Raw genomic sequence first — 25492 nt, 5'->3', positions numbered from 1 at the left:
TCCGGGAAGATATTTGCCGATGCCCGCTTTGGCGGTGGAGCAGATGTCAGTCTCCCGTTCGCCGCGCATGGCCCATGACAGGGCCAGCATGCGACACGCTGAAGCCCGCGTTTATAGGAAAAACATCTTGTGCCGGGCGATTCCTATCGGGCCGCCAGCATCATCTCCGCGGCCTTTTCCGCGATCATCGTCACCGGCGCATGCGTGTTTCCGGAGGGGATGGTGGGCATGATCGAGGCATCCGCGATGCGCAGATTGGCGAGGCCGCGCAGTCTGAGTTCCGGGTCGACCACGCTTGCGGGGTCGCCGCCCATGCGGGCCGTGCCGACCGGGTGGAATATCGTGGTGCCAAGAGCGCCGGCGGCCTTCAGAAGATCCTCGTCCGATTGCACATCCGGGCCGGGCTTGATCTCGCGCGGGTTGAGCCCCACCAGACCGGCGGCGGCCATCAGGCGTCGGGCGTGGCGGAGACTGTCGACGGCGACGATCTGGTCGGCGCGCGCCGAGAGATACAAGGGGCGGATGTCGGGCGGCGCGTCGGGCGTCGGGGCGGTGATATGGATCGTACCGCGACTTTCCGGGCGCAGGTTGCAGACGGAAACCGTCACACCCGGCTCCCTGTCGAGCGGCTGGCCGAAGGCTTCCAGCGAAAGCGGCTGGATATGGTATTCGAGATTGGCCCGCTCATGCTCGGGCGAAGACCGGGTGAAGATGCCAAGCTGGCTCGGCGCCATCGACATCGGCCCGGTGCGGCGCAAGGCATATTCGAGCGCGATGCCGGCCTTGCCTGCCAGCGTTGCGAGCCGGTCGTTCAATGTGAGCGCACCGGTGATGCGGAACACGGTGCGGATCTGGAGGTGGTCCTGGAGGTTCTCGCCCACGGCGGGAATATCGAGCGCCACGGGAAGACCGAGGGACTGCAGCAGGCCACCATCGCCGATGCCGGAAAGCTCCAGAAGCTGCGGCGTGTTCACCGCGCCCGCGGCAAGCACGATCTCGCCCCGGCAGGCGGCCCGTCTGGTCCGGCCGTTCTGGCGGTAGATCACCGCCTCCGCGCGCCCCTGCGACAGTGCGATGCGCGCGACATGGGCCTTCGTCTCGATGCGCAGATTGGATCGCGACCGGGCGGGGTTCAGGAAGGCCTTGCGGGCGTTCCAGCGCAGGCCGCCGCGCTGGTTGACCGGAAAGTAGCCGACGCCCTCATTGTCGCCGTCATTGAAATCGTCGGTGGCGGGAATGCCGATTTCCTCGGCCGCTGCAGCAAGGGCATCGAGCACGGGCCAGTGCAGGCGCTGTTCGCAGACGTCCAACTCGCCGCCCTTGCCGTGGACGGCGCTTGCCGGGCCAAAGTGATTTTCGGACTTGCGAAACAGCGGCAGCACATCGTCCCAGCCCCAGCCGGTGCAGCCCGCCTGCCGCCACTGGTCGTAATCCGCCGCCTGTCCGCGCATGTAGATCATGCCGTTGATCGAGGAACAGCCGCCCAGCACCTTGCCGCGCGGATAGGCAAGCGCGCGGCCGTTCAGCCCCGGCTCCGGCGCCGTGCGATAGCACCAGTCGAGCCGTGGATTGCCCATGGCATAGAGATAACCGACCGGGATGTGGACCCAGTGGTGGTTGTCGTGCCCGCCCGCCTCAAGCAGCAGCACGCGGTTTGCCGAATTGGCGCTGAGCCGATTGGCCAGCACGCAGCCGGCAGATCCCGCTCCGACGACGATATAATCGAATTCGCCGTCGTCGACGGTCTCTGTTTCAACCATGCTCATCACTCCAGGCAGCGTCGATGCCCACGGCCCTTGCGTCGATGCAGACATCAAGGACCCGATCCCGTTGGTTCAAGGCGAGCCCGCCAATGCCAGTCTGAACCGATCGGATTGCGCAGGCCAGTTTTTTTTGACAAAAGGCGGCAACATTGCCTTCGGCGCGCGCGGGCACCGATCGATTGGATGAATGTGGAGCGGGTCCGCGTTTCATCGAGACCCAGACCCGCCCCAGACCTCCGCCTTGTCATCCGGGCGGAAGACAAAGGGGTATCCGGCCGAAAGACGCGCTAGCTGAGCGCTTCCATCTTGCCGCCGGTCGGAATTTCCGGCGCCGCGCCGTTTTCGACGATCACCAGGTCATAGCCGCCGTCATCCTTGATCCGCCACTGGCCGCCGGTGAGCGGCGTCTTGCAGACGTTTTTCGCCGCAAACGGCGGCACGCCCTTGCCGTTCCAGGCGATCGGGCCGACGACGCATTCCATGTCGGTCGCGGCGATCGCCTCGGCGACAAGCTCTCCGTCGGTGGGGTCCTCGGCCCGGCCCATCACATCGGCGGCGACCTCGAACAGCGAGTGCACAAAGCCGATCGGCTGGGTCCACGGACGGCCGGTCTTGGCGGTGAAATCCGCAGCAAGCTCGGCCGAGCTTTGCCCGGTCACGGAAGACGAGAAGGGATGGTTCGGCGTCCACCACACTTCCGACGACAGGTTGTTGCCCGCCTCGCCGAGCGCCTCCACCGATTGCGGGAACAGAAGCGCCTTGGCGACCGTGACGGCCTTCGGCTGCATGCCCTGCTGGCGCAACTGGTTCCAGAAGGTGGTGAAATCCGGCGGAATGAGAACGCCGGTGATGATATCGGTGTTCGCCGCCTTGAAGGCGTTGATCTGGGCCGAGAAATCGTCTGAGAGGTTCTGGAAGCTGCCGGGATTGGTCAGTGCATAGCCGCGTTCGGCAAGGCCCGGCTTCAGGCCGGTTTCGGGATCGCCCCAGGCATTGCCGTCGGCATCGTTGGGAAACAGGCCGCCGACGGACTTGTCGGTCTGGAGCTGATCCCACATGGCGGTGTAGACCGCGATGATATCTTCCATGCCCCAGAAATAATGGAACGCGAACTCGAAAGGCTGCCAGCTTGAGGGATCACGCGGATTGGCCTGCTGGCCGATAAACCAGGGCTGCCAGGGCGCCACGGTCGAAAGCACCGGAATGCCCTCGGATTCGCACACGCCTGAAACGGGATTGGTCGTTTCAGGCGTCGAGGCGACAAGCATCAGATTGACCTCGTCGCTCAGGATCAGCTCCTTTGCGACATCGGCGGCGCGGTTGGGATTGGACTGGCTGTCCTTGACAATAACCTCGAAGTTCTTGCCGACCGACGAAGCGAGAAAGGCCTCGATATTATAATTATCGCTCTCGGCAAAGCCGGCAAGCGGGCCGGTCTGCGGCGAGACATAGCCGAGCTTGATCTTCCGGCCCTGGGCGATCGCGGGCGCCGCGAGCCCGGGCGCGGCAAGCATCAGCCCGGTGGCCGCCGTGGAGCGCAGAAACTTTCGTCTGTTGATCATTTTTCCTCTCCCTTTGTGTTCCGTCCGATCCCTCTGCCCGCCGGTCACCATCCGCATCGCGAACGCCTCCGCAACGGCGGCTCGGGAAAATATGCAACCAGAGCGCCGTGCGTCCATTCGGACGCACAAAGGACGCTCTAACCTATTGAATCTACGCATCGTGCTTTCCGAAAATCGATTCCGATTTTTGGGCCGATGCGCTAGCGCGCCGCCCCCATGCCAAGGGGCGCTCCCGCAGCAAGATCCTGCAACAGGCTTTGCAGCATGGCCACTTCCGCATCCGATACTTCATGGCCGCGACCGGGGAAGACGTCCGCGCGCAGCCGGCCTTTGCCCGCGCCGATCTCCCTGGCGGCTTCGGCAAAGGCTTTGACGGGAATCCACGGATCGGCGTCCGAGCCCGTCAGGTAGACCGGCAGATCCGGCGCCAGCCGCCGGGGCCGCTCATCCGTCTCCGCGCCCACGCGGCAACCGGTGAAGGCCGCGAGCGCCTGCGGGGCGGCTAGCCCCGCAAAGACATATTCCAGAACAAGACAGGCCCCTTGCGAAAACCCGGCGAGCAGCAAGGGCAGCGCGCCGAACGCAGCGCGCGCGCCCGCCACATCGGCGGCAAGCTGCTCCAGAGCGGCCGCAAGCGCAGACCGCGTCCCGTCTGTCAGGGGATCGATCGCCCTCGCTTCATACCACGAGCCTGCTTCGGCCCGCGGCAGCACGAAGGCGACCTCCGGCGCTTCAAGGCGGTCCAGGACATGTGCCTGCATTTCCTCGGGCGATTGCCCCCGGCCATGCACAAACACACAGATCGCCCTGGCCTGTTTTTCCGCCGGCAGATGAAGCGCACCCGAAGCCATCAAACGAACTCGGCCTCTTCAAGCCCGGCGCGCAGCTCATCCTCGCGGTCCTTGAACCATGGCGGGAACACAAGCGTCTTGCCGATCTGGCCGGGAGGTTCGTCGCGGGCCCAGCCCTGCGGCGTCGTCCAGGCCAGTTCGAACAGCGCCCCGCCGGGCGAACGGACATAGCAGGACTTGAAGTAGTTGCGGTCCTTCTGCTCGGAGATGTCGGTGAAGCCGAGACCCTCGATATGGGCGCGCAATTTCAGCTGGTTTTCCTCATCGCCGGTGTTCAGCGCCAGATGATGGATCGTGCCGCCCGACAGCGTCCAGGTGCCCTGCGGACTTTCCCGATCGGTGATGACCTCGACGCGCTGGATGATGCCATTCGCATCGGGCACGCGGTAGACCGTGCCTTCATCCGTGTCCGCTTCTTTGGTCAAAGGCAGGGCGACGGTCATGAAATCATCCATCGAACTGCGGTCGAAGCAGGCGATCAGGGCGCCGTAAATGCCCTTGATGCCGTGCTCGGCGCTCACGCCCTGCGCCTCGTTGGCGATCGGCGTGCGGTCGTCGCTGTCGCTCTCCACCAGTTCATGCGGAATGCCGCAGGGATGGGCGAAGACGACGCGGTCGGCGCCGAAACGGGTGATCTTCTCGGCTTTGATGCCGCGCTCGTTCAGCCGGTCCACCCAGAAATTCGCGGCGCCCTTCGGGATAGCCTGCATGATGGTGCGCGACTGGTTGGTGCCGCGGCGGCCATAGACGCCCGGCTTGCGGAACGGGAAAGTCGTGATGATGGTCGAGGCATCGCCGTCGGGCGAGCCGTAATAGAGGTGATAAACCGGAATCACGCCGTCAAACAGCACCGTGCGCTTGACCGAATGAAGCCCCAGCGTCTTGGTGTAAAAATCGAAATCCTCCTGCGCACCATCCGTCGAAAGCGTCAGATGATGATAGCCGCTGATTTGCGCCACGATATGATCCTCCCATAAAAAACAACTGTTCGACCCGCACGAAGCGCATGACCATGCCCCTGTGCGCGCCCCTTCCGGCGACACCCGCGCATGAACATGGGTGGTCCGGCGAAGACGTTATCGGCCTGAAAACGCAGTGCCGCCGAAACTCCTCATCCGCTTGCAACAGCGCTCCGCTCCCGAATGCCCACGCGAAAAATCCGAGCCGTCGCCTCTTCAGGTGCAGCATGTTCGATTCCCGCGCGTCATCGGCTATTGCGCCAATAACCGAATGCTCCTCGCGCATCATACTAGCGCATGGCGGAAGCGCTGATTATGCGATGTTGGGCGGCTTGCATGACTTTCTGTTATGAAGTTTCGCCGGTCCGGTTTCGGGCCGTCTTGCATTCGAGACCGGGCGACGCGTCGCGCGCCGCCCGCCGGTTTCCTGATGTCCTACCGGGCCAGAATGTGTTTCAGCGCGCGCTGCAGTTCGGCTTCCGGATCATCGGCGCACGATGTCGCGCGCCAGCAGACATGGTGGTCCGGCCGGACCAGAAGGCATCCGCTGTCGCAAATCTCCGCCAGTCTCGCCCACTCGCCGCTGTGGTCGACATATTCCCGTCGCGGCCCGATCACATGCGTGACGATCTCAATGCCAAGCGTATCCGCCACCCGGGCCGCCGCCTCGACCCAGGCCTCGCCGCCCAGTCCGGTCAAAAGGGTAAACCTGCCATGGCCGCACAGATCCAGCGTCGAGACCTCGGCTCCGTTGTCATGGCGGTACAGCCACACATGCGGCAGGCGCGCGCCCGGCCAGGTTGTCGGCTGGTAATGAAGATCGGCATCCAGCTGGAAAGCCGGCTCGATCTGTCCATCCGTTACCACGGCATCAGAACTGTAGCGCTGGTTCATCTCGACCCCGTGGGCGTCGAACTCGTATTTCTTGAACGCAATGGCCTTGCGGATCGCCTCGCGCTGCGCCTCGGCCTCGGGAGTGCCGTCGGTGCGCGCCTCGAGGTTCTTCTGCATCTGCTCGGGGTCCACCCCTTCGGCCATGCCGAGGGCTGCAAAGATCGGACCGGTTTCGGCGATCGACTGGTTCGCCCGCGTCACGATCTGCTTTGCCACGGGCGCACGCTCGGCGTCGTAGCTGTCGAGCAGATGCTCGCCCGCCTGTCCCTTCAGAACCATCGCCAGTTTCCAGGCGAGGTTGAAGGCATCCTGGATCGAGGTGTTGGACCCAAGTCCGTTTGAGGGCGGGTGGCGGTGGATTGCGTCGCCCATGCAGAACACGCGCCCGCTCGCCGTTTTCGTGGCGTAGAAGTTGTTCACCGTCCACGTGTTGGCCGAAAGGAGCTCGATCTCAAGATCCGGGTCGCCGATCAGCTGCCGCGCGACGCCGGTGGCGAACTCCGGCGTAACCTCGGGCTCGGGACCGTTGATGTCGTAACCCCAGACGATCAGCCATTCGTTCCATGGCCGCACCATGCGGACCAGACCCATGCCGATGCCGCCGACATCGGCGCCCGGCTGCATCACCCAGTAAAGCACGGACGGGCGATGGGCGACATATTTCGTCAGATCGGCCTTGAACAGGATGTTCATCGAGCCGCCGACGCCCATCCTGCCCTCGAAGGGCAGGTTTTCATGCTCCGCGACCAGGGACTTGCCGCCATCCGCGCCGATCAGATATTTCGACCGGATGGTGAATTCCTTTTGCGTCAGCCGGTCCAGACAGGTCGTGGTAACGCCGTCGGCGTCCTGCTGGTGGCGCAGGTATTCCGTCGACATCCGCGCCTGGGTTCCGCGCGCGCATGCGGTCTTGAACAGCAGCGGTTCCATGAAGGTCTGCGGCAGGTCGTTCATCTTCGTGGGCGAAGACATGAGATGCTCGGCCTTGGAGAGCGGGTGATTGCCCCAGGCCTTCATCCGGCCGATTTCCTCGCCGGCAAGGCTTTCGCAGAAGATATTCTCACCCATCAAGGCCTGGTGGGTGGCGAACAGATAGGCTTCGTCCTCGACCTCGCGACCGAGGTCGCGTAGCACCTCCATGGCGCGCTGGTTGGTGATGTGCGCGCGCGGCGTGTTGGCAAGCCAGCGATAGCGGTTCACCGCCATGTTTTCGATGCCGTAGGTCGAAAGCAAGGCGGCGGTGGCCGAGCCCGCAGGGCCGGTGCCAATGATCAATACATCGGTCGTGATGTCTGGCATAAGGTCTCCTCCCAAGAACAGAACAAGGCGGACATTGCCGCCGAAATATCAAAAGGCCGGCATATCCCCGCTCCAGGCCGCCTGAAGCAGCGCCCGGATTGCATCCCGTTCGATCGGGCGCGGGTTCCAGTAGGCATTGGCGACAGCCAGTTCCGCCGCCTTGTCCAGATCGGCCTCGCTCATCCCCAGATCGCGCAGGGCCAGAGGGGCGCCGATCTCCCTGGCAAAGCGATAAAGTCCCCTGCCCGGATTGTCGTCGCCGAAAAGCTCTGCCGCCGGCGCCAGCAGTTCCGGAACCGCAGCGGCATTGTAGGCAAGTGCATGCGGCAGGATGATCGCATGGGTCTCCGCATGGGGCAGGTTGAAGCTTCCGCCCAGCGTGTGGCAGAGCTTGTGATGCAGCGCCATGCCCACCTGTCCCAGCACCGTGCCGCAAAGCCATGCCCCGTAGAGGGTTTCCCCGCGCGAAGCCACATCTGTCGGCGCGGCCAGAACGTTCGGCAGACTGTCGCGGAAAGCGCGCAATCCCTCGACGGCCATCAGCGAGGAAAGGGGGGAGCGGTCACGGGCGTAGAGCCCTTCGGCAGCGTGCGCCATTGCGTTGAGCGCGGAGGTGACCGTCATCTCGACCGGCAGGGTCGTGACCAGTTCCGCGTCGTAGAGAATGGTGCCGGGCTGCACCTTCGCATTGGTCTGGGTGGTCTTCATGCCATTTTCGGTCTGGCCGAGAATAGGCGTCGCCTCCGATCCGGCATAGGTGGTCGGCACGACGACCTGGGGCAGGCCGGTTCTGAGAGCGATCGCCTTGCCGAGCCCGATCGTCGAGCCGCCGCCGACGGAGACGAGCATATCCGCGCCCAGTTCCGCAGCGCGGCTGGCCGCCTCATCCGAGACGTCGACCGGCGTGTGCATCGTCGCATTGGTATAAGCGCCGGCGGCGCGCGCTCCGCAGTATTCGGCAAAGGCATCGGCAAGGTCCGCTTGCTGGGGCGTCGTCAGGATCAATGCGCGGCGCGCGCCCAGCGTCTCCAGTTCCTCGGCGAGGCATTTGCGCACGCCGGCGCCGAAACGAACGCGTACGGCCGCGCTGCGCGCGGTGAATTGCTCGCGAAAAAAAGACAAAGGCCCCTCCCTCCTGTGAAGACTGGAAATCACAATAGCGTAATCAAACGGAGATATTGATCGGATGATCGGAATATTATATTGCTTTTGGTTATGAAAATAGACAGCGAGCATCTCGAGATCTTGGCGGCGATCGTCGAAAAGGGCGGCTTGACCGAAGGCGCGGATGAGCTCGGCAAGTCGCAGCCTTCGGTCTCGCGCAGCATGGCCCTGCTCGAGAAGAGGATCGGAATGCCGCTGTTCGAGCCCGGGCGCAGGCCATTGCGCGCCACCGAACTGGGCGCCAGTCTCGCGCGGCTGGGCAGCCGCATCCGCAGCGCCAACCAGGAAGCCAGCCTTCTGGTCCGGCGCTTCCGCCAGGGGCTCGCCGGCAGGCTGCGCGTCGGCGGATCGCCGATCTTCACCGACGGCGTCGTGGCGGTCATGATCGCCGAATTTCAGTCGCGTCATTCGGATGTGTATATCGACCAGTCCTACGGTTATCTGGACAGCCTTTCCGTAGGATTGCGCAATGGCGGTCTCGATATCGCCATTCTGCCGCTTCATCCGCGGCAGGTGCCTGTGGATATGGACTTTTTGCCTCTGCTTTCGGGCAGGAACGTGGTCGCCTGCCGCGCGGACCATCCCCTGACGCGGGTCAAGGGCATCACGCTCGATGCCGTCGCCCGCTATCCATGGATCGCGCCGCCCGCCAACAGCCCGCTTTACCGCGATCTCGAACGGGCGCTGAAATCGATCGGGCAAAAGGATTTCATGATCAATTTCTCCGGCGGAACGCTCGCCTCGATCCAGTCGCTGCTGATGGGTTCGGACTCCCTGACCATCCTGCCCTATTCCGTGGTTTTCCAAAACCGCCGCACCATCCCTCTGGCCGTGCTGCCGTTGAAAATCGACCATCCCGACCGCCAGCTCGGCGTTCTGACCATGATCGAAAGACAGAGACCGCCCGCAGCCCGGCAGTTCATCGAATTCCTGCATATCGAGGCCCAGCGCCTGCAGGCCAGTATGGATCATGAAGAACAGGTGACCCACCGGCGGCGCTGAAGCGCAAAGGTCATTTCAGCGCGACATAGGTCTCCGGATCCAGCATGGAGATGCGTACCGCCACAGGCTGGCCGGTCGCATTGCCGACCTTTTTGCGAAGCTCTCCGGCAATTTCGGCGATCTTCTCCCGGGTCCGGTCCGGCCGCGCCAACAGATTGAGCTCGACGCTAACCTGCGGCTGATCGGACAGGCCGAGAACCGGAAGCATGGCCAGATGACAGGCGGCATTGTCGACCGAGAGCAGTGAACACAGCGCTATCCGCAGATCAGGCAATAGCGCGACCAGCTTCTCCTGTGCCGCGTTGTAGAGCGCCTCGTCGACGAATATTTTGACATTGGGCATTCAGACCTCACAATGATACGAGGACGAAGTCGAACGGAGAGCGCCATTGCGTGGTGCTGCCCTCAACCCTCTCATACGGCGCAATCAGCGATTTCTTGACGCCGAACACCGCGTCGGATTCCAGATATTCGTCACCGCCGACAAAGGTGTGTGTCACCAGTTTCTGATAGCCCGGCGCGGTGACGAGATAGTGCATATGCGCGGGGCGGTAGGGGTGGCGGCCGAGATGGCCGAGCATCTGTCCCACCGGCCCGTCATCGGGGATCGGGTAGCTGACCGGCTTGATGCCGACGAAGCTGTAGCGGCCGTCCGCCCCGGTGATGAACCGTCCGCGATTGTTCCATTTCGGCTGGATGCCCGGCTGCTGAACGTCATAATAGCCCTCGGCATTGTCCGACCAGACGTCCACCGTCGCGCCTTCGATCGGATTGCCGTCGCGGTCCAGCACCCGGCCCTCGAACAGGCAGCTTTCGCCCTTGCCATCCAGGGAGATATTGTCGCCCATCTGCCGGATCGGCGCCCCGTCGACATGGAACGGCCCGAAAACGGTGTTCTCGGTCGCGCCTTCGGGACGCCGGTTGTTGATCGCGTCGACCAGCATGGAAACGCCCAGAACGTCCGACAGCAGAATGAATTCCTGCCGCTCCTGCGAGCACATCTGGCCGGTTTTGGTCAGAAAGGCGATCGCATACTCCCACTCGTCCTGCGTCAGCTGGATTTCCTTGGCAAAGTCATGAATGTGGCGAACGAGACATGTCATGACTTCGGCAAGACGCGGATCGGTTTCAGGCCCCATGCGGGCGTTGACCGTGTCGGCTGACGTCGTTTCGTTGAAATAGCTCATGCGTTGCTCCTCCTCGGGCGCATCAGGTTGTTGTGCGTTTATCGGGACCGGGTCCAGGCGGGATGTGTTCAAGCGACAGCAGGTCGAAACCGGTCCGCTGAATCAGGCCGCCCCACAATCCCCTCTTTTCGAACAGCATGATCACGATGCCGATCACGCCCAGAACGATCAGATAGACCGTGCCGTAGTCGGAAAGCAGCCGCTGCAGGCCGTAAAAGACCAACACGCCGACGATCGGGCCTGGCAAGGTGCCGATACCGCCGATGACGACAATGAAAATGACGAAGGCCGTCCAGTCGATCACCGAAAACGCGGCGTCGGGCGCAATGCGTCCGGTCTGTATGAAGATCAGCGCGCCGCAAAGTCCGGTGCCAAACGCGGTCAACAGGAAGACCAGCGCCTTGAGGCGCACGGCATCGACGCCGACGGATCGGGCCGCGACGGGATTGTCGCGCATGGCCTGCAGGCCGAGCCCCATGCGCGAGCGCAGGAACAGCCAGCTGGCGACCAGCATCACCACGACCAGCCCCAGCGCCAGCCAGTAGGTCAGTACATCGACGGCCGCCGCACCCGAAATGTCGAGAACGTCGCGCAGGAGCTGAACGCCGGGCATATCGCGCGCGGCTCCACGCGGCAGAGCGGTGCCCGTGCCGCCGCCAAGCGCGCGCCACTGGCCGATGGAAAGCCGGCCGATTTCGGCAACCGCCCATGTCGCGATGGCGAAATAGGCGCCGTTCAGACGAAACGTGAAGAAGGCGACCGGGACCGACAGCGCCATGGCGACCAAGCCGCCGATCACCGCGCCGGTCAGGGGATCAATACCCCACAGGATAACGGCTGCGAACATCGAATAGGCGCCGACGCCGACGAAAAGCTGCTGGCCGACGGAGACGAGGCCGGCAAAGCCGGCAAGCATGTTCCAGTTCAATGCCAGAACCAGCAGGCACAACACCATGAACAGGTCCTGCACCAGCGCGCGCAGGCCGAACAGCGGGATGATCGCCATGATGGCGACGAGGATGGCAACGAAGAGGAGTTCCAGGGATTTTCTCATGGCCGGTCCTCAATCATAGGCGCGCGGAAACAGCCCGCGCGGCCGCAACAGCAGCACGACAACAAAGGCGACATGGCCCGCCAGGATCTGCCATTGCGGGTTGAGCGCCGCGCCGAAGGCCTGCGCGACGCCGATGACCAGCCCGCCGATCAGCGTGCCCCACAGGCTCCCGAGCCCGCCGATGATAACCGCCTCGAAGGCATAGAGAAGGCGGGCGGGACCGATGGACGGATCGAAATTGGCGCGCGCGCCCAGATACAGCGCGGCGATGGTGGCGACGACCATGGCAATGCCCGTCGCCACCGCGAAAATGCGGCTTGGCCGGATTCCCATAAGCTGAACCGTCACCGGATCATCGGACGTGGCCCGGAACGCCCTGCCAAGCGCCGTCCGATAGAAGATCCGGTTCAGGCAGAGGATCACCAGTATGGCCGAGGCGAAAGTGATCAGCGGCATGATGCCGACATTGACCGACCCGAAAGACAGCGATTGCGCCTCGATGGGACCGACCGGCAATTTGCGGCTGTCGGCGGTAAACTGCTGCAGCAACGCGTTCTGGATGACGACGGACAGCCCGAAGGTGACCAGCAGCGGCGGCAGGATGTCCTCGCCCAGCACGCGGTTCAAAAGCACGGTCTGCAGCACATAGCCGAGGGCGAACATGATGGGCATGGCAATCAGCGCGGCGATGAACGGGTTCAGCCCCATGGCCGTGCCGATGCCGAGGATAAGATAGGCCGCCAGGACGATCAGGTCGCCATGGGCCAGATTGACCAGGCGCATAATGCCGAAGACGAGGCTGAGCCCCGCAGCGAACAGGGCGTACAATCCGCCGAGCAGCAAGCCCTGAATGAGTGTTTCAAGCCAAATCATGCGTGACTGATCCCGAAATAGGCGTCGTGGATGGCATCGCGCGACAGTTCGCAAGGGGGGCCCGACAGCGTGATGCGGCCTTCCATCATGCAATGGACGCCATCGGCGATCTTTAGCGCCTGGCCGATGTCCTGCTCGACCACGATGATCGCGGTTCCGCTCTCGCGGATCGTCGGGAAGGCGGCGTAGATCTCGCGGATGACAACGGGCGCAAGACCAAGGCTCAGTTCGTCGCACAGGAGCACGGACGGGTTCGACATCAGCGCCCGTCCGATCGCGACCATTTGCTGCTGGCCGCCGGATAACGCGGTGGCGGGCTGGCCGCGGCGCTCAGCCAGAACCGGGAAGAGCTCGAAAATGCGCGACAGGTTCCAGAAGGCATTGCCCTTGCGGACATGGGCGCCGATCAGCAGGTTTTCCTCGACGGTGAGGCTGGGGAAAAGTCGCCGCCCCTCCGGCACCATGCTGATGCCGGCGCGCAGAATATCGGGCGCGGTGAGCCGGTCGATGCGCTTGCCGTTCAGGGCGGCCGTGCCCGCCGTTACCCGGGCGATGCCGGTGATGGCGCGCATCAGCGTGGTCTTGCCGGCGCCATTTGCCCCGATGATCGCCAGCGTCTCGCCCTCATTCAGCGTCAGGTCAATGCCGAACAGGGCCTGGAAGTCGCCGTAATGGGCGGTCAGATCGCGAATGTCCAGAAGCGCGCTCATGCCTCGATCCCCAGATAGACTTCGCGCACCTCGGGCGCGGCCATCACCTCTTCCGGATCGCCGATCATCAGCATGCGACCGAAGTTCAGGACCATCAGCCGCGACACCACCGCGTTCAATGCATGCAGGACATGCTCGATCCAGAGAATGGCGGTGCCCTCGGCGTGGATTGCGCGGATCGTGGTTACGAGCTCCGCGCACTCCCCATCGGTCAGCCCGCCGGCGATCTCGTCAAGCAGGATAACGCGCGGCCTTGTGGCGAGCGCGCGCGCCAGTTCCAGCCGCTTGCGGCTCAGCAGCGGCAGGACGCCGGCCTTGTGGAGGGCCAGTTGCTCCAGCCCCGTCCGCGCCAGAATCGACATGCACAATCCCGGCGCCTCGGATGCGCCCACGGCTCCGCCGAAGCGCGCGGCCACGAGCAGGTTCTCATAGACCGACAGATGGTCGAAAGGCTGCGGGATCTGGAACGACCGGCCGATTCCGCTGATGCAGCGCTGCATCGGGCTCTCCCGGGTGACATCGCGGTCGCCCAACATTACCTGCCCGCCGTCCGGCCGTAGATTGCCGGTGATGAGGTTGAAAAGCGTGGACTTCCCCGCGCCATTCGGGCCGATGATGCCCAGCGCCTCGCCTTCGGCAAGCTCGAAACTGACGTCGTCGGCGACCTTCAGCGCGCCGAAGCTTTTGGACATACCCTTTACGGAAAGGATTGCCATGATCCTCTTCCCCTCCATTCACCAGCCTCGTCTTTGCGCTTCTGCTGCAGTTGCCCGGGCTGGCTTCCTCCTTGCGCTACCTTAGACCTGTCTTTCCGGCGGCATGATCGGATAGTTGCGCAAAAATATCGCTTCGGGTTATAAACCGCGCCTCCGACAGCCCGATCCACTGTCGCGCTATATTCCGGCGGCATCGCCGCGTGCTTCAGCGGAAGACGTCGCGGTATTCCTCGTCCAGCAAAGCGAGGCTCGCCACGCCGCTGCTGTCCTCGCGCAGCCGGTGCCAGCGGCGATCCAGATAGACCAGCGATTCCCGTTCGGGCGCGGCAAGATCGGCGGTCGCCCCTTCGAGCAATTCGGCGGCCACCAGCGTTGCCCCTTCGACCGCCAGCGTGCCGCTGATGCGCGCCCTGAACCATGTCGACACATTGGTGTAGCGCGGCTCGCCGGTCGGAAGCCGCGTCCAGGCGATGCCCGGACCGAAGCGGTCGGCGCCGGGCGTGGCCCCCAGCCGCGCCAGTTCCAGATCTGGATAGCGCAGCATATGGATAACCACGGTTTCCGCCTGCAGCACCGTTGCCGTGGAGCGCGAGCGCGCCGAAAGCGAAAAGGCGATGGTCGGCGGCGACCCGCTGACGGAAATCAGCGAGGATACGGTCATCGCCACCGGCTGATCGCCGGGATCGGCGGTGATCACCGCAACGCCCGCTGGATGGCAACGGAAAGCCTCGCGAAAGGCTTCGGCGACGGTATGGTGTTCAGGCATCAGGCATTACTCCGGCAGTCTGTTCGGTAGGGGGCGCAATATTCTGCGCCCCCTTCGGTTATTACTTCTCGATCAGATCGTAGAACTGCCAGGTCCGATCGGACCAAAGCCCGCCGATGTCGCGGCCGGCAGACGTCACAAGCGACGGCGCGATGGTGAAGTGGTTCGCCGCCACCATCATGTCGCGAAGGGTGCGCTGGATCACGCCGGCCCTGAGCCCAGCCCCGCCGGATGCGCGATAGGCGAAATTGCAGACATCGACGCCGACCTCGTGGATCTGGGCCTTGGCCAGATGAACGAGGCTGATCTGGCGGGTTGTCATCATCTTGCCCGCCTCGGCGCTGGCCTCGATATCGCCCCAGACTTCCATGACGAAGGCGCGCGCGGCGCGATAATTGGCTTCCGCGCGGCCATAATCGTACCAGAACTTCTCGCTTTCCCCGAGCATGCCGGCCCGGCCGGACTTGCTGCGGGCGAATTTGGCGATCTCGTCCAGCATGCGCCGGCCCGTGCCCATGGCCCAGCCGGTGTGACCGATCGATGCAAGACCGACAATGCCGAGGCTGAACAATTCCTTCAGACGCTGCGGCGGCGCCGACAGGATCGGAAACACCAGATCCTCCGGAATGAACACATCCTTGGCGGAGTAATCGATCGACCCGGTACCCTTGAGGCCGAGCACATCCCAGTTGCCAAGCTGTTCATGCTCGCCGATCGGCGCATGGGCGCACATGACCATGACATTGCCGTCGGCATCCTTGGCCGGCTTTCCGTTGCCGTCATCGATGAAGCAGGCCGAATGCGACCAGGTTGCATGGCTGAAGCCCGATCCGTAGCTCCACTTGCCGGTCAGCGTGTAGCCTCCATCGACCTTCTTGAGCATGCCAAGCGGCGCGCCCTGGCCCGAGAAGCGATTGTCGCTGCCGGGTTCGAACAGCCGTTCGACCGCGCTGTCGGGCAGGAACGCCGCCGACATCGCGCCGATGCAGCAATGCACCATCGACACCCAGCCGGCCGAGCCCGACCACCAGGTCACCGCCTCGATCAGTTGCAGAACCTCGGTCGGGCGCATCTGCGCGCCGCCGAGCTCTTCCGTGGCCATCAGATGCGAGAAACGCAGCGGCTTCAGCGCCTCGAAGCTTTCCTTCGTCAGTTCGCCCGCTTCCTCGTCCGCCGGCGCATTGGCTTCGAGCGTCGGGCCGATATCCGCGATCTTTTTCAGGATGTCGCGATAATCGACGCTGTCGCCCCAGTATCCGGGCTTCACATGTTTGTTCATGTCATCTCCTCCTACAATGTTGGTCCGGCGAGAAAGTCGCCGATCTTTGTCACGCTATCGGGCTGCTCCTGCAGGAGCAGGTGGCCGGCCCCTTCGATCAACAGCGCCTGGCCGTTCGGCAATTGCTCCACCCACAAGGGCAGCTGGCTCGCCGGCAGAAGCCTGTCCTTGTCGCCCCAGACCACCAGCGCCGGATTGGATATCCGGGCGAGCATGCGGCGCAGATTGGGGTGACCCATGCCGAAGGGCGCGCAGATCCGCCCGACCGTCTCACCCTCGCGGGCGCGATCGGCGCCGAATTTCTCGGCGAAAGCGGGATCGGAGCCATCGGGGAAGTACCGAAGCGCGACCGAAGCGTCATGCGCCAGAAAGCCGGGAAGATCCTGCGGCGCGATCGATCCGAGATCGGTCGCAGGATGGTCGGGATCATTGAGGCCGGCCGGCGCGAGCAGCACGACGCGGTCGAACCGGTCGCCGGCAACGGCCGCCAGTTCGGTGGCAAGCCAGCCGCCCATCGAAAAGCCGATCAGGTGCGGCTTTTCCGGAAGCGCCATCGCGTCGAGCAGGTTCAGATAATGGATGATGATATCCATCGACCCTGAAATATGCGGCGCATCGCCCGAATAGCCCATGCCGGGATGGCTCGGGCAATAGACCCGGAAACGATCGGCCAGGCCTTCGGCGAAATCGAAGCCTTCCAGCGTCGCCGCGCCATGCAGGAACAGCACCGGCTTGCCCTTTCCGATGGCCTTCACCACCGTATGAACGCCGCCGATCTCGTATTCTGATGTCTCAAACTGAACAGTCATATCCTCTCCTTCAGGCAAGTTCGGGCTGGATCAGCACCTTGCATTGGGTGGTGCGCCGGCGCAGGCCTTCGAAGACCTGGGGCACGGGCGAAAGCCCGATGCGGTCGGTGATGATCGCCTGCGGCGCGACCACGGCTCCCTTGGCAAGCGCGTCGAGCGCCACGCCGAATTCATTCCTCTGATGGAAAAAGACCGAAAAGATCAGGTCGATCTCCTTGGAGAGCGCCACGAACGGGTCCCATTCATCGCCGCCGATGCAAAGACCGACGCCGATCACCTTGCCCTGCAGCCGGACAGCCTCGGCTGCCGCTTGCAGAAGGCCGGGCTTACCGACGCATTCGAAAACGATATCGGGCGGGCCGCCGCACTGATCGCTGAGGTTTTCGGCAAGACCCGCGCCTGAAAGCGCAAAGCCCGTCGCCCCCAGAGCGCGGGCGCGTTCAGCCTGATGATCGTAGAGATCGGCCATCACCACGCTTGCAGCCCCCAGCCGCCGCGCCCAGAAGGCGACCAGCAGACCGATCGGCCCGGCGCCGAGAATGGCGACGCGATCGCCCGGCTTCATGCCGGAGCGGACGATGCAGTGCAGCGCTACCGAAAGCGGTTCGGCGAGCGCAGCGTCGCTTGCCGCAACCCCCTCGGGCAGCACGCGGCACTGGCGGGCTGCAACGCAGACATAGTCCGCATAGCCGCCGCCGATCAGCGTCATCTCCGGGCAGCGCGCCGGATCGCCGGCAAGACAACGCGCGCAGTGCCCGCAGCCGCGCATCGGCACGACGGCAACCAGGTCGCCCGGCTTCAGCGTGTCGACGCCGCCGCCGGTCGCCACCACCTCGCCGGCGATTTCATGGCCGAGCACGAAATCGCCGGCAATGCCGAAGGGCTCGGGATCCTCGGTGATGTGCAGGTCGCTGCCGCAGATGCCGCAGGCGGCGACCCTCAGCACGACCTCGTCGGGCGCCGGCGTCGGATCGGGCCTGTCGCCGACGCGCAACGGTTGACCGACGGTGTCGAAGATGACCGCCTTCATGGCCTATCCTCCTTCGCGACAATCAGATGGCGCCGGATGGGGAACCACGGGGCGTCCCAACGTTTGGAGATCATCCCCCAGATGCCGGTGCGGGCATAGAGCGCGACCAGCACGGTCATTACGCCGAGCACGATGAAGTAGCTCGCGCCATATTCGCCGAAATAACGATCCGCGATGAAGTAGATGAGTGCGCCGATCAGCACGCCTTCGATGGTGCCGATGCCGCCGATCATCACGATGAAGATCGCGACATTGGACCACATCGGATCAAAGGCCGAGGCGGGGTTGATGCGCAATTGCGCCATGAAATAGACCGACCCCGCCAGACCGCATCCCACGGCTGCGGCGACATAGACCATGAACCGCAGACGGCGGACATTGACGCCCTGGCTTGCCGCCGCCACCGGGTTGTCCCGCATGGCGATCAGCGCAAGGCCGAAGCGCGAGCGCAGGAACCAGTAGCCGCCGCCGATGGCGACGAGGATCATCAGCGCGCAGAGAAGCGACATGGCGATGTTGCGCTCGAAGGTGGAATAATCCCGCATCACGCCCAGGGACATGCCGGCCCCGGCATTGACCCAGCCAAGATTGGACGCCACGAGACGGAACACCTCGGCCACCACCCATGTGCCGATGGCGAAGTAGGGCCCGTCCAGCCGGTGCAGCAGCATATAGCAGGGAACGGCGAGCACGGCGGGCGCCAGCAGCGACAGGAAGATGGCGAGGAACGGGTTGATGCCGAAGGTCTGCGCCATGACGAACAGCGCATAGCCGGCCGCGCCCATGAACGCCTGCTGGCCGACCGAAACCAGCCCGGCATAACCGGCGAGCAGGTTCCACATCTGCGCCGCCAGAATGTAGCAGCACAGTTCGAGCACCATGCGGATCGTGCCGGTCTTGGCCCACCACGGCATGGCCGCGAGCGCAACCAAAGCGAACACGAACAGGCTCAGCGCAATGATCCCGGAGAGGGTCTGACGCCGGACCTTGATGCCGATCTGCGCTGCATCCGCGCTGGGTGCGATAGAATGAGAAGTCATGATTCACGCTCTCCCGAACAGGCCCTGAGGGCGCACGGCTAGAATCAGCAGGAAGACGAGATGGCCGGCCAGAACGCCGAAGCCGGGGTCGATGCGAAAACCGACAGCCTGGGCGATGCCCAGCACCATCGAACCGGCGAACGCACCCCAGACCGAGCCCATGCCACCGATGATCACGGCCTCGAAGGCATAGATCAGCTGCGCCCCGCCATCGGCAGGCGCCACGGTCGAGCGCAGTGACTGAAACACGGCGGCAAAGCCGAGAATGCCGACCGCAATCGCCGTCGCCGCGGCATAGACGGTGCGTGGATTGATGCCGGTCATGGCCGCAGCCTCGACATCGGCCGAGGCGGCGCGCAGCGCCCTGCCGAAGCGCATGCGTTTCAGCATCAGGTCGAGCCCCAGCGTCAGGCCGGTCGCGACCAGCAGGACGAGCATCGGCAGGAGGCCGATATAGATGCCGCCGATCTGGATCGACTGGCTTTCAATCCCGCCGCCCGGCAGCGAGCGGCTGTTGGCCGACCAGATCTGCAGCATCAGGTTCTGCAGCGCCAGCGACAGGCCGAAGGTCGCGATCAGCGACGGCAGCGGGTCCTCGCCCACCACCCGGTTCAGCACCGCGCGCTGGAGAAGCCAGCCCATCGCCACCGCCAGCGGCACCAGCGCAGCCATCACCGTGAACGGACCAAGCCCGAAGGCCGAGGCCAGCGAGATGCCAATCAGCGACAGCAGGATGACCAGATCGCCATGGCTGACATTCACGATCCGCATGACCCCGAACATCAGGGCCATTCCAAGCGCGTATTGCGCATACATCCCGCCCAGCAGGATGCCCTGTACAAGTGCGTCAAACCACTGCATGGCCACCCCCGAAATAGGCTTCACTGATCTGTTCGCGCGTGACGTCGTCGGAGCGTCCGCTCAGCGTCACGCGCCCTTCGAGCATGCAATAGAGCCGGTCGGACGCGCTCTTCGCCAGCCCGACATCCTGCTCGACCACGACGATCGACGTCCCCTGCGCCCTGATTTCGGGCAGGACGGCATAGATCTCGCGGATGACCTTGGGCGCGAGACCGAGACTGATCTCGTCGCACAGCAGCAAACGCGGCTGGCACAGCAATGCGCGTCCGATCGCGACCATCTGCTGCTGGCCGCCGGAGAGGTTTTGAACCGGCACGCGTGCCTTCTCCTTGAGGATGGGAAAGAGCTGATGCACCCTGTCCAGCGTCCAGTCGCCCTTGCTGCCATGACGGCTCGTCTGATCGATCGCCACGCGCAGATTGTCCGTGACGGACATGCCGGTGAACAGCCGCCGTCCCTCCGGAACGATGGCAACCCCTTTCTGCACCATCTGGTCGGTGGGCGTGCCGCCGATGGGTTGACCTTCAAAATGAACCATCTCCGGCTTTACCGGCAGCAACCCCAAAACGGCCCGCAGGAAGGTGGATTTTCCGGCGCCGTTCGCGCCGATCAGCGCGATGACCTCGCCTTCGTCGACTTCAACATCGACGTCGTAGAGCGCCTGGAAATCGCCGTAGCGGGCGACCAGACCATGTGTTGACAATAATTCCGTCATGCCTCGACCCCCATGTAAACCCGCATGACATCGGGGTTGGCGATGACGGTCCTAGGGTCGCCTTCCGCGATTTTTTCGCCGAAGTTCAGCACCAGAAGCCGGTCCGCCACCGCCATCAGCGCATGTAGAACATGCTCGATCCAGATGATGGTGACGCCGCGATCGCGGATCTGCGCAATCAGGGCGACGAGCTCCTTCGATTCCTCGTCGGTCAGCCCGCCGGCGATTTCGTCCAGCAACAGAAGCTGCGGTCCCGAGGCGAGCGCCCGGGCAAGCTCCAGCCGCTTTCGGTCCAGCAGCGACAATGATCCGGCCAGAACATTGGCCCTGTTCAGCAATTCGCAATCGCTGAGCACCTGCGCACAGAATTCATAACTCTCTGCCTCGGACCTGCCGCCGCCGAAGGCCGAGGCGACGAGCAGGTTTTCAAAGGTCGTCATTCCCGAATAGGGCTGCGGAATCTGGTAGGTCCGGCCAATCCCCATCTGGCAGCGGCGGTGCGGAGGCTCGCCCTTCAGCATGACCTCTCCCAGCCGGATCTCGCCGGCGGTGGGCTTCAGGTCGCCGCTGATCATGTTGAACAGCGTGGTCTTGCCGGCGCCGTTGGGGCCGAGGATTCCCAGCACTTCGCCGCGATAAACATCAAAGTCGACATCGTGCAGCACCCGGAACGCGCCGAAGCTTTTCGATACGTTCCGGGCCTGAAGAAGCCGTTGGCGTTCGCCTGTTGGCTGTTGCATCTGCATCCTACCAGTTCAGCGCCACGATCTTCTGCTGCGGCTCGAACAGTTGGTTGACGCTGTTGTCCACGATCTTGAGGTCGTAAGGCCATTTCTCGCCCTTGACCCACTGGCCGCCGAAGATCGGCGTGGTGCAGACATTCTTGTGCGGCTGGCCCGAAAAGTTGATATGGCCGACCACGGTGTCGAGATCGGTCGCCGCCAGCGCCTCGCGGTTGGCCTCGCGATCCAGGGGATCGGCCGAACGCTTGAGCACGTCGATCGCCACTTCCAGAACGCTGTGCGAATAGCCGAGCGGCTGCGTCCACTGGCGGTTCTGCTCGCTTTCCCACTGATCGGCGATCTCCCGGCTGGTCTGCCCGGTAATCGAAGACTTGAAGGGGAAGGCCGGCGTCCACCACACCTCGGTCGTCATGCCGTTGCCAAGCGGCCCCATTGCCTCGACGCTGCCCGGGAACAGCAGCGCCGCCGCTACGGTCACCGCCTTCGGCTTGAAGCCCTGCTGGTTGCACTGGGTCACGAAGGTCTTCAGATCGTCCGGATAGGTGATGCCGCCGATGATATCACAGCCGGCCTGCTTGAACGTGGAGATCTGGGCCGAGAAATCATTGGTGCGCGGCTGGAAATAGCCGGGGATGGTGACCTCGTAGCCCGCGGCGCGGGTCGGCACGGGCAGGCCGTATTCCTCGTTGCCCCAGGTCTCGCCGTCAATGTTCTGCGGAAACAGCATGCCGACCTTGCGGTTGGTCTCCAGCCCGTTCCACAGGCCGACAAACGTGTTCAGCGCCTCGTCCAGACCCCAGAAGAAATGGTAGGTCCAGTCGAATTCGCCGCCGCCGCGCGGCATGATCACGGCCTGCCATGGCGCGCCCGCCGAGATCGACGGCGTCTCGTAAAGTTCGGCCTGCTCCATGGCCGGCAGGATGGTATCGGTCGTCGATGCCGGCACGAGAAGATGCACTTCGTCGTTCAGGATCAGGTCGCCGGCGATCTCGGCGGCCTTGTTCGGGTTCGACTGGCTGTCACGCTCGAGAATTTCGAGCTCGTAGACGTCGCCATTGGCCGATTGCAGTCTGCCGCCGAGCGCCTCGCGGATTTTCTGGACGGTATAGCCGTCGGTTTCCCCGAACAGGCCGAGCGGCCCGGTTTCGGGCGTGATATAACCCATGCGGATCTTGCCCGCCGTCTGGGCGCGCAGCACCGCCGGCGACCCCAGAACGCTCGCCGCAAGGCCGGCGCCCATGCCGCGCAGCACGCCGCGGCGGGTGGGCCGGATCAGTTTGTTGATGTAAGCCATTTCTGTTCTCCTCTCCCATATTTTGGCGCATCGCCCGCCGCTCCCTGGCAGGCCGCACGCCCATTTGCCTGTCAGGTCATGCGGATCAGCGATCCGCCATCGATGACCACCAGCGATCCCGTCATGTAGGATCCGGCCGGCGAGGCCAGCAGCAGTGCCAGGCCCTTGATGTCCTCGACATCGCCGATCCGTCCGATCAGGGACTGCGCCTCGAAGGCCGCGCGATCCTCTTTGTTGCGCAGGCGACCGCCGGCGATATTGGTGATGAACGGGCCCGGCAGGATCGCGTTGACGCGGATGCCGTAGGCCCCGAGTTCCATCGCCATGTGGCGGACGAAATGGTTCACCGCGGCCTTGGCCGGCATGTAGGACGTGCCGACGATGCTTTCGTTGATGTCCGAGGCGATCGAGGAGGTCACGATGATCTGCCCGCCGCCGTTCGGCTTCATGTGGCGCACGGCATTCTTGACCGTGCTGTAGACCGAGGTGAGGTTGATCTCGATGCCCCGGTCCCACTGCTCGTCCGGGATGTTCTCGATCGCGCCGTCGGGATTGCGCTCGCCTGTCGGCGTCATGAAGCCGGGCCCCGGATCGATGCCGGCATTGGCGTAGACCGTGTCGATGCGGCCGTGTTTGTCGGCCACCGCGTCGAACGCCGCCGCCAGACCGGGACGGTCGGCGACATCGACCTTCAGGCCCCAGACATCGCCGCCCGTGGCCTTGATTTCGCTGACGGTCTTCTCGGTGCCCGCCTGATCCAGATCGAGGATGCAGACCCGCGCGCCCTGGGCGGCCATGATCTCGGCATAGGCGCGGCCGATGCCGCTGGCCCCGCCCGTCACGATCACGGACTGACCGCGCACATCGAACATTCGTTCAAGCATAGACAAGACCTCCCCCCTTGAATGTTGCACGCCGCAAGGAGGGGCCCGTCCGCGGATCGCGGGCAGCCGCCGTCGGTCCCGCAAGACCGGGACGATCTCCTCCCTATCAAACGACCCGCCCTTCTCCCGGAGGGCAAGGCCGCTTTCCTCCCGCCCATAACGCCGTTATCCCTGAAGCAAGTCAAATGCTGAAAGCAGCGGAAAATATATCTTATTGCTATGTAAATGTTTTCGACCCGGCGTTTGATGCCAGACCGCTTCGTCCTCAAGGCCCATGGCGGTCTCGAAAAATCGACGTCGTCGCTAAGCCATTCAGGATGATGATAACGGCTGCGTTGCACGGGCCCGATGTAGCGCTGGCGCGGCCCGCCGGTGAAGAAATTCACTGCGCAAGAGGATGGGCTTCCGCACCGATGCGCGTTTTCGGTGCATGGAACTTGGCAAAAAAAACTTTCTGGCCTGTTTTGTTGTCAGCCCTTCACAAATTCCGCTTCAGAAAATCCGTGATCTCGGTCTCCAGTTCACGATGGATGGACGCCCGATCGACGCCGGGTTCATCGTTGCAGATCAGGCTGGCGTCGGCCGCGATTTCTTCAGGACATGGATCGATGAAAACGAAATGACGTCCGGGAACCACGAGCTCATGCGGCGGATCAGGCAGGTTGCCGGCAAGCGCCAGCGCGTTGGCGCCGGCCTTCATGTAGGCCTCATCCTCCGGGCGAACGAGAAGAACGGGGATTTTGACGGCGGCGAGACCTGTGGCGTCGAACATCGTCGCAAGCGGGTCGAGCAGGACGGCCGCCTTTATGGGGTAGGGATTGATCGGCGGCTTCCAGCTGGCGAGCGTCGTTGATATCCGGGGCCAGACGTCTTGCTCCGGCCCGCAGGAGCCGGGGTCAGCGTCGCCATGCGCCTGGCAGTAGGAAGCCGCAAGCGCAAAATCGGCTTTAGCCCCTGCCAGCATGAGGGCGGTGTAGCCGCCGGCGGAATAGCCAATCATGCCGATCCGGGCACGGTCGGCATGAGAGGCGAAGCGATCATCCCGCAAAGTTGCATCCAGCGCCGCGATGGCCTGTTGCGGCCGGCGCGCCAGTATTTGGTCCTGGCTGGCAATCGGGTGTCCTGCTGCATCGCCCAGATGCGTCGGCGCGACCACGATATAGCCCTGCCGGGCAAGAGAGGCCGCGAAATCGCGATGGCTCATAGGACCGCCCAGATGACCATGCGAGAGGAGCAGGACGGGAAAGCGCCCCTTCGCCACCGCCACGTCCCGGCCGGCGGTGATTTCAAACGGCCCTGCCTGCCAGGAGACTTCTTCAGAAATGTCGGTCGGATACCAGATGACGACAGGGGCGATTTCGAGATCGTCCTCAACCTCGATTCGCACGAGACCGGCATGATATGGCGCGGCCCTCGTTTCAGAAGGGAAAAAGCCGGTGCAGAGCATGGCGAAGGCGGCAACGCAAAAGGCGCGGAACATCGTCGTCAATCCAAATCGTTCAGTCAATGCGCAAACCGTGAAAATCTGCTTTCCAGTTTCCACCAGAAAAGTAGTGCAGCAGCAGAGTCCCGATGATCTGCGCCAGCGTTTCAGGTGCCCGCTCCTCTCCAACGATACGCGTGACCGTACCCAGAAAATACGCCACCGTTTCCCGCATCGCCGGATCATCCGCGATCTCGTCGGGCTTTTTGCCGCGCAGGTAGTCAAGAACAAGCGCCATCTCAGAGCCAAAGTCCTGCTTCATGCAATCCATCAGCTCTTGAAGCTGAGCCGCTTCTCCCAGTGCGCTATTGCCGCTCGGTTCAGGAAACTGGCGGATCACCTGTTTGGTGCAGGCCAGAAACAGTGCCTCTTTGCTCGGAAAATAGTGATAGAGGGCGCTTTTTGACATGCCCAAATATTGCGCGACGCCGCGCATGCCCACTCCGGAGTAGCCGTGCTCTGAAAAATAGGCGGCCGCACGCTGTGCGATTTCATCCTTGTGGGCGTCGTGGTTGACGATCTTCGGCATTTTTATGGTCCATGTGGTCGAAAAA

At 63.6% G+C, this 25492-nt stretch carries 25 protein-coding genes; 1 reads left to right on the top strand and 24 read right to left on the bottom strand.

Going from position 1 to position 25492, the window contains the following annotated elements; all coding sequences use genetic code 11:
• Nucleotides 1–143: 143 nt before the first annotated feature.
• The 6 genes from JS578_14005 to JS578_13980 form a co-directional block, all read right to left on the bottom strand.
• On the bottom strand, nt 144–1760 hold the full coding sequence (locus tag JS578_14005) for a GMC family oxidoreductase N-terminal domain-containing protein (protein QRX65349.1): 1617 nt from the start codon (nt 1758–1760) through the stop codon (nt 144–146).
• A 290-nt stretch (nt 1761–2050) separates the two neighbouring features.
• Nucleotides 2051–3325: an ABC transporter substrate-binding protein gene (locus JS578_14000; protein ID QRX65348.1), complete on the bottom strand. Its 1275-nt coding sequence runs from the start codon at nt 3323–3325 to the stop codon at nt 2051–2053.
• Between the two features lie 200 nt (nt 3326–3525).
• On the bottom strand, nt 3526–4176 hold the full coding sequence (locus tag JS578_13995) for a hypothetical protein (GenBank protein ID QRX65347.1): 651 nt from the start codon (nt 4174–4176) through the stop codon (nt 3526–3528).
• Nucleotides 4176–5135 carry a VOC family protein gene (locus JS578_13990; GenBank protein ID QRX65346.1) on the bottom strand — a complete coding sequence of 320 codons (960 nt, stop codon included), beginning with the start codon at nt 5133–5135 and terminating at the stop codon, nt 4176–4178. The genes JS578_13995 and JS578_13990 overlap by 1 nt, the downstream gene beginning before the upstream one ends.
• 435 nt (nt 5136–5570) lie before the next feature.
• The gene (locus tag JS578_13985) at nt 5571–7328 is read right to left on the bottom strand and encodes an FAD-dependent monooxygenase (GenBank protein ID QRX65345.1); all 1758 of its coding nucleotides are present in this window, start codon (nt 7326–7328) and stop codon (nt 5571–5573) included.
• Nucleotides 7329–7376: 48 nt separating this feature from the next.
• A complete protein-coding gene (locus JS578_13980) occupies nt 7377–8450 on the bottom strand; it encodes a maleylacetate reductase (protein QRX65383.1) in 1074 nt (357 codons plus the stop codon).
• Between the two features lie 93 nt (nt 8451–8543).
• Here JS578_13980 and JS578_13975 point away from each other — a divergent pair, with 93 nt between their 5' ends.
• Nucleotides 8544–9494: a LysR family transcriptional regulator gene (locus JS578_13975; GenBank protein ID QRX65344.1), complete on the top strand. Its 951-nt coding sequence runs from the start codon at nt 8544–8546 to the stop codon at nt 9492–9494.
• Between the two features lie 10 nt (nt 9495–9504).
• On the opposite strand, the gene JS578_13970 is transcribed toward JS578_13975, so the two are convergent.
• From JS578_13970 to JS578_13885, 18 genes are all read right to left on the bottom strand, one after another.
• Entirely contained in the window at nt 9505–9837 is a 333-nt protein-coding gene (locus JS578_13970; protein QRX65343.1) for a hypothetical protein, read from the bottom strand.
• A 7-nt stretch (nt 9838–9844) separates the two neighbouring features.
• A complete protein-coding gene (locus JS578_13965) occupies nt 9845–10681 on the bottom strand; it encodes an intradiol ring-cleavage dioxygenase (protein QRX65342.1) in 837 nt (278 codons plus the stop codon).
• Between the two features lie 22 nt (nt 10682–10703).
• Complete coding sequence (locus JS578_13960) at nt 10704–11735, bottom strand: branched-chain amino acid ABC transporter permease (GenBank protein QRX65341.1); 1032 nt, start codon at nt 11733–11735, stop codon at nt 10704–10706.
• Nucleotides 11736–11744: 9 nt separating this feature from the next.
• Nucleotides 11745–12608 (bottom strand): branched-chain amino acid ABC transporter permease, encoded by an 864-nt coding sequence (locus JS578_13955; protein QRX65340.1) that lies wholly within the window; start codon nt 12606–12608, stop codon nt 11745–11747.
• Nucleotides 12605–13318: an ABC transporter ATP-binding protein gene (locus JS578_13950; protein QRX65339.1), complete on the bottom strand. Its 714-nt coding sequence runs from the start codon at nt 13316–13318 to the stop codon at nt 12605–12607. Before JS578_13950 ends, JS578_13955 begins: the two co-directional genes overlap by 4 nt.
• Nucleotides 13315–14034: an ABC transporter ATP-binding protein gene (locus tag JS578_13945; protein ID QRX65338.1), complete on the bottom strand. Its 720-nt coding sequence runs from the start codon at nt 14032–14034 to the stop codon at nt 13315–13317. The genes JS578_13950 and JS578_13945 overlap by 4 nt, the downstream gene beginning before the upstream one ends.
• Before the next feature lie 205 nt (nt 14035–14239).
• Nucleotides 14240–14800: a flavin reductase gene (locus JS578_13940; GenBank protein ID QRX65337.1), complete on the bottom strand. Its 561-nt coding sequence runs from the start codon at nt 14798–14800 to the stop codon at nt 14240–14242.
• A gap of 61 nt (nt 14801–14861) precedes the next feature.
• The gene (locus JS578_13935) at nt 14862–16079 is read right to left on the bottom strand and encodes a hypothetical protein (protein QRX65336.1); all 1218 of its coding nucleotides are present in this window, start codon (nt 16077–16079) and stop codon (nt 14862–14864) included.
• An 11-nt stretch (nt 16080–16090) separates the two neighbouring features.
• Nucleotides 16091–16888, bottom strand: coding sequence for an alpha/beta hydrolase (locus tag JS578_13930; protein ID QRX65335.1), 798 nt, complete (start codon nt 16886–16888; stop codon nt 16091–16093).
• A 10-nt stretch (nt 16889–16898) separates the two neighbouring features.
• Nucleotides 16899–17918 (bottom strand): alcohol dehydrogenase catalytic domain-containing protein, encoded by a 1020-nt coding sequence (locus tag JS578_13925; GenBank protein QRX65334.1) that lies wholly within the window; start codon nt 17916–17918, stop codon nt 16899–16901.
• Nucleotides 17915–18958 (bottom strand): branched-chain amino acid ABC transporter permease, encoded by a 1044-nt coding sequence (locus JS578_13920; GenBank protein ID QRX65333.1) that lies wholly within the window; start codon nt 18956–18958, stop codon nt 17915–17917. Before JS578_13920 ends, JS578_13925 begins: the two co-directional genes overlap by 4 nt.
• A gap of 3 nt (nt 18959–18961) precedes the next feature.
• Nucleotides 18962–19819, bottom strand: a complete 858-nt coding sequence (locus JS578_13915; protein QRX65332.1) for a branched-chain amino acid ABC transporter permease — start codon at nt 19817–19819, stop codon at nt 18962–18964.
• A complete protein-coding gene (locus JS578_13910; GenBank protein ID QRX65331.1) occupies nt 19806–20534 on the bottom strand; it encodes an ABC transporter ATP-binding protein in 729 nt (242 codons plus the stop codon). The genes JS578_13915 and JS578_13910 overlap by 14 nt, the downstream gene beginning before the upstream one ends.
• Nucleotides 20531–21280, bottom strand: a complete 750-nt coding sequence (locus tag JS578_13905; GenBank protein ID QRX65330.1) for an ABC transporter ATP-binding protein — start codon at nt 21278–21280, stop codon at nt 20531–20533. The genes JS578_13910 and JS578_13905 overlap by 4 nt, the downstream gene beginning before the upstream one ends.
• Nucleotide 21281: 1 nt before the next feature.
• Entirely contained in the window at nt 21282–22571 is a 1290-nt protein-coding gene (locus JS578_13900) for an ABC transporter substrate-binding protein (GenBank protein ID QRX65329.1), read from the bottom strand.
• 71 nt (nt 22572–22642) lie between these two features.
• Entirely contained in the window at nt 22643–23461 is an 819-nt protein-coding gene (locus JS578_13895; GenBank protein ID QRX65328.1) for an SDR family oxidoreductase, read from the bottom strand.
• 472 nt (nt 23462–23933) lie between these two features.
• The gene (locus JS578_13890) at nt 23934–24902 is read right to left on the bottom strand and encodes a dienelactone hydrolase family protein (GenBank protein ID QRX65382.1); all 969 of its coding nucleotides are present in this window, start codon (nt 24900–24902) and stop codon (nt 23934–23936) included.
• Between the two features lie 52 nt (nt 24903–24954).
• The gene (locus JS578_13885) at nt 24955–25467 is read right to left on the bottom strand and encodes a TetR/AcrR family transcriptional regulator (GenBank protein QRX65327.1); all 513 of its coding nucleotides are present in this window, start codon (nt 25465–25467) and stop codon (nt 24955–24957) included.
• Nucleotides 25468–25492 lie beyond the last annotated feature (25 nt).

Source organism: Dysgonomonadaceae bacterium zrk40 (genome assembly GCA_016916535.1).
Lineage (GTDB): Bacteria > Bacteroidota > Bacteroidia > Bacteroidales > Dysgonomonadaceae > Proteiniphilum.
This window is presented reverse-complemented; position numbering and strand designations above follow the sequence as displayed.

Coding starts and splice junctions, on each gene's coding strand:
- JS578_14005 (QRX65349.1), bottom strand. CDS start 1,760: ATGGTTGAAACAGAGACCGTCGACGACGGCGAATTCGATTATATCGTC.
- JS578_14000 (QRX65348.1), bottom strand. CDS start 3,325: ATGATCAACAGACGAAAGTTTCTGCGCTCCACGGCGGCCACCGGGCTG.
- JS578_13995 (QRX65347.1), bottom strand. CDS start 4,176: ATGGCTTCGGGTGCGCTTCATCTGCCGGCGGAAAAACAGGCCAGGGCG.
- JS578_13985 (QRX65345.1), bottom strand. CDS start 7,328: ATGCCAGACATCACGACCGATGTATTGATCATTGGCACCGGCCCTGCG.
- JS578_13975 (QRX65344.1), top strand. CDS start 8,544: ATGAAAATAGACAGCGAGCATCTCGAGATCTTGGCGGCGATCGTCGAA.
- JS578_13970 (QRX65343.1), bottom strand. CDS start 9,837: ATGCCCAATGTCAAAATATTCGTCGACGAGGCGCTCTACAACGCGGCA.
- JS578_13965 (QRX65342.1), bottom strand. CDS start 10,681: ATGAGCTATTTCAACGAAACGACGTCAGCCGACACGGTCAACGCCCGC.
- JS578_13960 (QRX65341.1), bottom strand. CDS start 11,735: ATGAGAAAATCCCTGGAACTCCTCTTCGTTGCCATCCTCGTCGCCATC.
- JS578_13955 (QRX65340.1), bottom strand. CDS start 12,608: ATGATTTGGCTTGAAACACTCATTCAGGGCTTGCTGCTCGGCGGATTG.
- JS578_13950 (QRX65339.1), bottom strand. CDS start 13,318: ATGAGCGCGCTTCTGGACATTCGCGATCTGACCGCCCATTACGGCGAC.
- JS578_13945 (QRX65338.1), bottom strand. CDS start 14,034: ATGGCAATCCTTTCCGTAAAGGGTATGTCCAAAAGCTTCGGCGCGCTG.
- JS578_13940 (QRX65337.1), bottom strand. CDS start 14,800: ATGCCTGAACACCATACCGTCGCCGAAGCCTTTCGCGAGGCTTTCCGT.
- JS578_13935 (QRX65336.1), bottom strand. CDS start 16,079: ATGAACAAACATGTGAAGCCCGGATACTGGGGCGACAGCGTCGATTAT.
- JS578_13930 (QRX65335.1), bottom strand. CDS start 16,888: ATGACTGTTCAGTTTGAGACATCAGAATACGAGATCGGCGGCGTTCAT.
- JS578_13925 (QRX65334.1), bottom strand. CDS start 17,918: ATGAAGGCGGTCATCTTCGACACCGTCGGTCAACCGTTGCGCGTCGGC.
- JS578_13920 (QRX65333.1), bottom strand. CDS start 18,958: ATGACTTCTCATTCTATCGCACCCAGCGCGGATGCAGCGCAGATCGGC.
- JS578_13915 (QRX65332.1), bottom strand. CDS start 19,819: ATGCAGTGGTTTGACGCACTTGTACAGGGCATCCTGCTGGGCGGGATG.
- JS578_13910 (QRX65331.1), bottom strand. CDS start 20,534: ATGACGGAATTATTGTCAACACATGGTCTGGTCGCCCGCTACGGCGAT.
- JS578_13905 (QRX65330.1), bottom strand. CDS start 21,280: ATGCAGATGCAACAGCCAACAGGCGAACGCCAACGGCTTCTTCAGGCC.
- JS578_13900 (QRX65329.1), bottom strand. CDS start 22,571: ATGGCTTACATCAACAAACTGATCCGGCCCACCCGCCGCGGCGTGCTG.
- JS578_13890 (QRX65382.1), bottom strand. CDS start 24,902: ATGCTCTGCACCGGCTTTTTCCCTTCTGAAACGAGGGCCGCGCCATAT.
- JS578_13885 (QRX65327.1), bottom strand. CDS start 25,467: ATGCCGAAGATCGTCAACCACGACGCCCACAAGGATGAAATCGCACAG.